Origin of the sequence: Methanobrevibacter sp., from assembly GCF_036307625.1 — an archaeon.
Classification (GTDB): domain Archaea; phylum Methanobacteriota; class Methanobacteria; order Methanobacteriales; family Methanobacteriaceae; genus Methanocatella.
Map to the genome: position 1 here is coordinate 1 of NZ_JAXJXF010000028.1, position 6,518 is coordinate 6,518.

Genomic DNA, 6,518 nt, shown 5'->3' on the forward strand with positions numbered 1-6,518 from the left:
GTGATAGGGTATCTGTTTCTAATAGATCTTTGAATTCTTAAATGATCTTCTTCATCAAGACCATTTGAAATTGCAAGTAAATTATCGAATCTTGTAAAGAAAACTAAACCTTTTTTATTTCCAAAATGATTATTCAAATCTGCAAATAAGTTCGCTTGTAGCATTTGTAAGTCGGATTCAGTTCTTGGTCTTGGAGTTACGGTCCAAGGCCCATAATTGTCAATTTGTATTAATGTCATCTGTATCATTTGATAATCGCCTCTTTCTATTAAGGAATACTATCTATAATAATTTGGGCTAAATTTTTTTTAGCATCTAAATTATTCATTATTGTATTTGTAATTGTTACCTTATTAACTATTTGATTTATTTGTTGTTTTTTATCAATATCTTCATTATCAATAACAATATTATCTAAAAAATTTTCATATAATGATGCAACACCTATTGATGAAACTTCAATATTGAGTGCCTTCATAAATTTACTAGCCGGACCTGAAACAGAATCAGAACCAATTATCGGAGAAACAGCAACCACATAAGTTTCTTTTAAAGCATCTTTAACTCCATCCAAAGACAATATTGGTGATATTGAAGTAATTGGATTAGATGGTCCAATTATGACCGCATCAGAATTTTTAATGGCTTCTACAACACCAGAAGCAGGTGAAACCTTGGAAAACTTAACATCCAACACTTCAGGCTGAGACTGATGTTTAATTAAAAAGTCATGAAATTCCAACTCGCCAACATCAGTGATTATTTTAATATCCGAATTCTCATCACTCATAGGAATTATTTTAGATTTTATGCCCATTTTTTCAGCTTGAATTTCAACAGCTTTTGTAAGGCCGTATTTTTCCATCAGTTGGGTCTTTTGTATTTTAGTCGCACGGTCAATATCCCCAATTCTAAGCAATTCCGGACAGCCTATCTCATTAAGTCTTTCATTAGTAACGAAAGTATCTCCTTTTACACCATACCACAATTCATCATTAATCATGTCAGACATAGTATACAAAACAGTGTCAACATCAGCAGATACATAAACACCTGAAAAATAATCATTTTCTAAAGTATTTACAATAATTGTTAATTCTTCAGGATCAACAATCTCTTTCAAGCCTTGCAATAATTTTGGAGTACCTGTACCTCCAGATAAAACAGTAATCATAAATTTCACTCATTTCCTAAATACATCAAATTCTTTTGGCATTATTATAGATTTCATGTTTGAATCGACATTTCTCAAAGTGTCAAAGCTATCGAATCCCCTAATGATAACAACAGGAAGTCCTTCATCAGCTTGACCCATTATAAGAGATGCTGCTGCAGCCAATTCATCACCAGTGGCAATTTCAGTAGTTTCTAACTCTCTACCATATAAATCCTTTTCACCAACTCTTCTCCACAAAGGTGAAATCCCAGAACATCCTATAGCAGTTCCAATAGCACCAAATCTGAAAGCTCTTCCTTGAGTATCAGTAATTATTACAGCAATTTCTTCACAGAATTCTTTTTCCAAAAATTCACGAATTTCAAAAGCAGATTTGTCTGGGTCAATAGGCATTGGAGTGGCCAATCCATCACCAACATTGGATTCGTCAATTCCTGCATTTGCACAAACAAACCCATGTTTTGTTTCAGTAATGATAAAATTAGGACCCACTTCAACAACTTCATTAGATTCATTTAAAATTGCTTCAACCAATTTTGGATCTTTTTTGGATTTTTCAGCCAAATCTATGGCCTTTTCACTTGGAACTAATTCATCAACATTAATAAAAGTACCCTCAGATTTGGAAATTAATGTTTCAGCAATTAAAATAATATCCCCATGCTCAATAGAACAGCCCTGTTTGTCAATAGCATCCTTAATAATTTCGGAAATATCACTAGAACTATCAACAATCGGAATATTCTCTAAACCAAATAATTCAATTGTCATAATATCATCATAAAAAATTAAAAAAAAATAAAAAAATTAGGGATTATAGACATCAATAGTCCATTCTCCATCAAAAACAGCCGCCCCAGAAGTTACAGGTTTTTTGTAATTAGCAAATGTACCTTCATCAAAAATAAATTTAGCGGATTCAGCAGCAGTTTTAGCTTCAAACTCTACAACATCATGTACCTGACTACCATAAGTAGATATAAATACAGCATCACCGTAAGGAACTTCTTCAACCAATAATTTTTTATCGTTAGCTATTCCAATATAACAGCCATACTCATTCTTCTTGTTTGTTGATGTCACGACTCCAGCAATTCTTGGAGTATGATAATCATCTTTCTCATAATCCATAGTCAATAAAGAATAAGCAATAGCATCCTTAATGTTCATTCCCAATGATATTTTATCAGCAATAACATCAGTATGAGACCCATTGGATACAATCGCCATATCTCTTACAATACGAATACAATTATAAGTAATGTATGTATTTTCATAGATATCTTTTTCAAAACCTTCTTTTGGCACAATAGCCGCACGATTATCAAATTTTAAACATTGCCTATTAGGAAATGACCTACTTGATACCCGATATGCCACAAAAGGTTTACCATCGTTATTCATCCCAATTGATAAAATTCTCCCCGTATACATAATCATTCCTCTCACATTATAACACTGGACGTTGAACCGCCACTTCAGGAGGCACTCCTGGAGGTGTAGTGATTTCAATTAATCCAGGTTTAATATTGACTTCACCTTGATCCATAACCTTCGCCTGAACCCCTACGGCACTACCTGCAATGGCATCCGAGCGGTCTTTACCATTAACTACAACTTTGTGTAATCCGGCCACAGGCACAACATAATATTCCTGGTCACCAGAAACATCAGTCACATTAGGTTTTCCACTTGCATCAGAAGTAGCATCAGAAGCATCAGTTTGAACATCAGTAGCTGAAAAATTACTAGTAATAACTAAAAATATCATAATAGTAAATAAGATATCAATGAATGGAACCAAATTAATACCTGGTTTTTGATCAAGAACTTTCTTTTTATGTTTTCTTACATCAATTGCCATTCCATCACCTATTGTCTCAATTTACTTTCAGTAATTTCAGCATTTACATTACATTTCTCTAAAATAATATTGGAAATACTCTTATCCAACATACTTGGTTTAAATGAAACTTTAATATTTGCATAAGGGTCTGAAATTAATCTGGTATTGACCACACCTTCAGCTTCCTGAAGAGCTTCAAGAGCACATTCCACATTAGAGTCAACCCTTACTTTAACTACGGCATAACCCCAATTAGTCATTTTAGTGGCAAGCTCAATTTTATCCATTTCAGCTTCAATCAACCCCTGAATATATGTATGGAGCGGAAGCAAAATAATAGCTACTAAAAGACCCATAATTGTAGTTGTTAAAGCAACGTAAATACCTTCAGCCATAGCTGCAGAATCCGGATGAACTCCTAAAGATTTAAATGTCATCCAGATACCGATAACAGTACCAATCAATCCTAAAAACGGAGCCAATTCAATTATGGTTCTGAGAGTATTTAACCCTTTAGTCATCTTTGCTACTTCAACAATGAAAATCTGTTCCATACTTTCTTCAACTTCAGTTTTATTTTTATAACCAATTTTTAAAGTTTCAGAAATAATTCTAGAAATAGGGTTTTTAAAACCGTTAATTTGTTTTAAAGCTTCAACAGCACCACCTCTCTCCATAGAAGCAGTTACAACACCAAAAATTTCAGTAGTGTCTACTTTACTGATTCTCCTAAGATATGCAATCTTCCTAATAGCAATAAGAAGACCATAAATACCTATAAAGAGAATAATATAAGTAATTAAACCTCCTTGAGTAAAAATATCCACTATTCCACTTAAAAATGAAGAAAAATATTCAACAACCATTATATCAACTTTCTTTATACACTATTGAAAAAATATATAAAGATAGTTTTATTAATTCATATACTTAAATATTATTTAAAAAAAAGAGAATTATTTCATTTTAGAAACAGTTGCCCAAGACTTTCTGACAAATTCCGGCATCTCATCATAAGTATAATTAGTTAAAAATTTTTTTGTTGTAGGGTCGGAAGGATAACCTGAACCAATACCCCCCATTTTAATAAATTCCTTGTTGATTTCAGCAATTTGAGAATCCCTTTCAGCCTTAGCAATAATTGACGCTGCACTTACTTCAATATATTTATCATCAGCCTTATGCTCGGCAGTAACATCCACACCAGTTGATTCACAGAGATAATTCTGAAATCTTTCTGCTTTAACATCAACTGCATCAACTATGGCTTTTTCAGGATTTAACTTAATGATAAGATCTCTCATGGCATTTTTTTCAATATCATTGAGGTTAATACCGTCAGCCCTCATTTTATCGATTTCTAAAGCTGAAATAACTACAATTTCATATTCAAACATTTTTTTTAGTTTTCTTGACAAAATTGTACGCCTATTCGGAGTTAGTCTTTTTGAATCTTTAACACCCATTCTTTCCAAGACTTTCTCCATTTTTTCAGGAATAATGACTCCCGCAATTACCATAGGTCCTAAAACAGATCCTCTTCCAGCTTCATCAATGCCTAAAATATCCATAAAAATCAGTGAAAAAAAGTAAAAAAGAAATAAATAAAATTATTTATTTCATAGCCCTAAGACGGACTTCAGGTTCTAATGCAAGTGGTTCTGCAGCAACTATCGCAGTACCTTTTGCAACAACAGTCATTGGATCTTCGGAAATTTCAACAGGAATAGAAATCTCATCAAAAATTCTTTCTTTTAGTCCACGAAGTCTGGAACTTCCACCAACTGCAACAGCATTGTTGTATACACCCATCATTAATTCCGGAGATAATCTTTCTAAGACCACATTTAAACCATCGACGATTTGTTGCATATATGGCTCAACAGCATCAGCCACTAACATTGAATCGATAACAACCTTTTTAGGCCTATTAGTTTCTAAAGATTTACCAATAACTTCAACACTTAAATTTTCAAGTTGTTCGGAACAGTGAACCATACCTACTTCCATTTTTGCGGATTCTGCATCATGAATACCAATAGCTACATCATATTTTTCTGCGACAAGTTCCACTATTTTATTATCAATGTCATCTCCACCACATCTTACAGTTTCAATATCATTAATACCACCAAGAGATATAATTACGATATCAGTTGATCCAGCACCAATATCAATAACCATAGTACCATTAGGTTCAGCAATAGGTAAACCTGCACCAATAGCGGCCGCTAATCCTTCACTAATAACTAAAATATTTTGAGCACCTGCTTTTCTACCAATTTCTTCAGCAGCATTTTTTTCTACTTCAGATGCATCACCAGGAATTCCGATAACAATTCTACCAACACTTTCTCCTTCATTAATACCAATTTGCATTGCCTTAATGAGTAAAGCTTGAGCTTGAACAACATTTTCAATAACACCCTTTTTCAAAGGCCTTACAGCAAGTATATCCTCAGGAGTTCTTCCAAGCATTCTTTTAGCTTCTTCTCCAACAGCTAACACTTCAGAAGGGTCATCCTTTTTAACGGCGACAACAGATGGAATTTGATATAAATCAAATTTATCCCCTGAAGGTTTTGCAATAACAGTGTTTAAAGTTCCTAAATCAATTCCTAGACTATTGCTAATAACTTTAGTATTAGTAACTTGTGGTTCTTCCTCATCCTTTCCAAAAATATTCATGATTAATCCTCCGTTACAATATCTTTAAAATCTATAACGAAAATTTTATTTGATGTAGCAATACTTTGAACCCTTTTAACAAATTTGTCATCATCAACAGAAATCAAAATTGTTGACAAAACAACCTCATTTGCATTATAAAATGGTTTCAAAGCAGATTTGATGAAGTTTGGCAATTTTACTTCATTATTTAAATCAATATTAATGAAACTAGTAGTTTGTGATTCTTGTAAGATTGCAAATGGAATTCTGGATTTTTCAACAATTGATACGACATTTCTAATCACATCATCTGGCGCTACAAAAGCCATCAAATTAGGTTCTTCAACTAAAAAACTACGAGAAATACTAATATAAGCACCTCCCCTTTTTTTAGTTTCACTTTTGAAATCATTCATAACAATTGAATTACCATAAAGCATGATAAAATCAAATTTTTTATCCAGCTTGCCTTCCTTCAATATAACATGTTCCCTAAATAGAATTTTTACATTATGATTAGAAGCAATGGCCTTGTATGCCATATTATCTATTAACTCTGCATTCCCTGCAATAATACACCAACTTTTTTCGATTTTATAATTACTATCGGTGGTGATTCTTGCAGCCTGCCTGAGAACACGTATATTATCTTCAATCATCGAACTACTCACATTATATTAATTAAATCATATTAACCCTAAAAACATGCGTTAAAATTAAAAAATAATTAATATTAATCATTTAAAATATTAACAAGATAACCGTTTTTAAAGTCTAACAATTAATATTTTTTCAATCTATTATTATATATATTTTATCTTTTAA

9 protein-coding genes are annotated in these 6,518 nt (G+C 32.4%); all 9 read right to left on the reverse strand.

What is annotated here, in order from left to right:
* On the reverse strand, positions 1–248 hold a 248-nt coding region (locus UIB65_RS01475; RefSeq protein ID WP_330039375.1), incomplete at its 3' end, for a GTP cyclohydrolase IIa.
* 20 nt (positions 249–268) lie between these two features.
* Complete coding sequence (gene cofD / locus UIB65_RS01480) at positions 269–1,174, reverse strand: 2-phospho-L-lactate transferase (protein ID WP_330039376.1); 906 nt, start codon at positions 1,172–1,174, stop codon at positions 269–271.
* A gap of 9 nt (positions 1,175–1,183) precedes the next feature.
* Positions 1,184–1,948: a coenzyme F420-0:L-glutamate ligase gene (locus UIB65_RS01485; protein ID WP_330039377.1), complete on the reverse strand. Its 765-nt coding sequence runs from the start codon at positions 1,946–1,948 to the stop codon at positions 1,184–1,186.
* Between the two features lie 36 nt (positions 1,949–1,984).
* Entirely contained in the window at positions 1,985–2,611 is a 627-nt protein-coding gene (locus UIB65_RS01490) for an IMP cyclohydrolase (RefSeq protein ID WP_330039378.1), read from the reverse strand.
* Positions 2,612–2,627: 16 nt separating this feature from the next.
* Positions 2,628–3,041, reverse strand: a complete 414-nt coding sequence (locus UIB65_RS01495) for a biopolymer transporter ExbD (RefSeq protein ID WP_330039379.1) — start codon at positions 3,039–3,041, stop codon at positions 2,628–2,630.
* Positions 3,042–3,049: 8 nt separating this feature from the next.
* Positions 3,050–3,889: a MotA/TolQ/ExbB proton channel family protein gene (locus UIB65_RS01500; RefSeq protein ID WP_330039380.1), complete on the reverse strand. Its 840-nt coding sequence runs from the start codon at positions 3,887–3,889 to the stop codon at positions 3,050–3,052.
* A 90-nt stretch (positions 3,890–3,979) separates the two neighbouring features.
* Positions 3,980–4,594, reverse strand: a complete 615-nt coding sequence (gene rnhB, locus UIB65_RS01505) for a ribonuclease HII (RefSeq protein WP_330039381.1) — start codon at positions 4,592–4,594, stop codon at positions 3,980–3,982.
* Between the two features lie 43 nt (positions 4,595–4,637).
* Entirely contained in the window at positions 4,638–5,711 is a 1,074-nt protein-coding gene (locus UIB65_RS01510) for a rod shape-determining protein (RefSeq protein ID WP_330039382.1), read from the reverse strand.
* A gap of 2 nt (positions 5,712–5,713) precedes the next feature.
* On the reverse strand, positions 5,714–6,352 hold the full coding sequence (locus UIB65_RS01515) for a hypothetical protein (RefSeq protein WP_330039383.1): 639 nt from the start codon (positions 6,350–6,352) through the stop codon (positions 5,714–5,716).
* Positions 6,353–6,518: the final 166 nt, after the last annotated feature.

Coding starts and splice junctions, on each gene's coding strand:
- UIB65_RS01510 (WP_330039382.1), bottom strand. CDS start 5,711: ATGAATATTTTTGGAAAGGATGAGGAAGAACCACAAGTTACTAATACT.
- UIB65_RS01490 (WP_330039378.1), bottom strand. CDS start 2,611: ATGTATACGGGGAGAATTTTATCAATTGGGATGAATAACGATGGTAAA.
- rnhB (WP_330039381.1), bottom strand. CDS start 4,594: ATGGATATTTTAGGCATTGATGAAGCTGGAAGAGGATCTGTTTTAGGA.
- UIB65_RS01500 (WP_330039380.1), bottom strand. CDS start 3,889: ATGGTTGTTGAATATTTTTCTTCATTTTTAAGTGGAATAGTGGATATT.
- cofD (WP_330039376.1), bottom strand. CDS start 1,174: ATGATTACTGTTTTATCTGGAGGTACAGGTACTCCAAAATTATTGCAA.
- UIB65_RS01515 (WP_330039383.1), bottom strand. CDS start 6,352: ATGATTGAAGATAATATACGTGTTCTCAGGCAGGCTGCAAGAATCACC.
- UIB65_RS01485 (WP_330039377.1), bottom strand. CDS start 1,948: ATGACAATTGAATTATTTGGTTTAGAGAATATTCCGATTGTTGATAGT.
- UIB65_RS01495 (WP_330039379.1), bottom strand. CDS start 3,041: ATGGCAATTGATGTAAGAAAACATAAAAAGAAAGTTCTTGATCAAAAA.